We start from the raw sequence: 1,466 nt of genomic DNA, 5'->3' as shown, positions 1-1,466 counted from the left end.
GCTTTATAACAATTCTCCTTATCTTCAGGTAGAACATTGGCCGTCATTGCGATAATAACGGGCTGGTCTATTTTTTCCAGACTTCGGATCGTTTTTGTGGCCTCAATTCCGTCTATTTCCGGCATCAGCATATCCATCAGGATCACATCGTAGTTCTGCTTACACATCATTTCTATGGCTTCCCGGCCATTATTCGCCAGTTTGGGATCGTATCCCAGCTTATTGAGTACCCTCACGGCCAGTTTCTGGTTAATCAGATTGTCTTCAGCTATTAAAATAGTTAAAGGATACCTTTCGGCAAAAGTTTCTGACAGTAATGTCTCAGCCGTTGCAGCTTGCTGGCCTTTATCCCCGTTTCCCTTCAACTCCATTTGGACAACGGATTGCAGCTGGGCATATTTTACCGGTTTGGTAAGGACGGCGTTAAACAATTCAGGGTATCTGGAGCGGCTTTCATCCCCAACAGAGCTTAGCAGAACTATTGGGATGGATGAGTGGATTGCTTTGGCCTCACGAGCAAAGCTCACTCCATCCATTTCCGGCATCTGCATGTCGGAAATAACCAGATCAAAACCTTCCTGCCGAAGCATTTCCAGAGCTGCTTTTCCCGACTGGGCTTCCATAGAAGGGATCTGCCATAACTCCAGCTGTTTCCTTAGTACCCGGAGGTTGGTAACGTTGTCGTCAACAATAAGCACTTTTTTGTTTCTGTTTTCAGCAGTGTTAACCACCGCATATTGCTTCTGAGAGCTGCCTGCAGCTCTGGTAAGGATGTTAAAGCTGAAGGTAGTGCCTTTGCCAACTTCGCTGCTGACACTTACATCGCCGCCCATCAGGTGAATCAGTTTCTGACTGATTACCAGTCCAAGCCCTGTACCTCCATATTTTCTTGTAGTCGATGAGTCGACCTGGGAGAAGGCTTTGAACAGGCGGGACAGCTTGTCCTGCGGTATGCCGATTCCTGTATCATGGACATGGAAGCCGACTTCCAGCTCCTCACTTTCTGTATTTATGAGATTGATTTCTACAAAAACTTCCCCTTTCTCTGTAAACTTCATCGCGTTACTGACAAAATTGATCAGTATCTGCCTTAATCTCAGGCTGTCCCCTGTTATTACAGAAGGCAGGCGGTGATCGATCTGATATACCAGATCCAGTCCCTGCTGTGCGGCTTTGTTTGCAAATACGTCCAGAACCCCTTCGACACATTGACGCAGATCGAAATCCTGCATTTCCAGCTCCAGATTTCCCGATTCTATTTTCGAGAAATCAAGAATATCGTTAATCACATGCAGCAATGCCTCGCCACTTGTATTGATGATGCTCACATATTCGCTTTGTTCATTGTCCAAAGGAGTTTGGGCAAGCAGGGAGGCCATCCCGATTACTCCGTTCATCGGTGTCCTTATTTCGTGACTCATCGTGGCCAGAAACACGCTTTTTGCCTGATTTGCTTTTTCTGCTTC

1 protein-coding gene is annotated in these 1,466 nt (G+C 46.4%); it reads right to left on the bottom strand.

Annotation, left to right across the window (positions count from 1 at the left end; all coding sequences use genetic code 11):
• Positions 1-1,466 (bottom strand): response regulator (locus J4N25_RS26675; RefSeq protein ID WP_207424949.1); only part of this gene is annotated, 1,466 nt, incomplete at both ends.

This window comes from Desertivirga brevis (genome assembly GCF_017355835.1).
The sequence above is the reverse complement of the archived record's forward strand: the minus strand, read 5'-3'. Positions and strand labels throughout refer to the sequence as shown.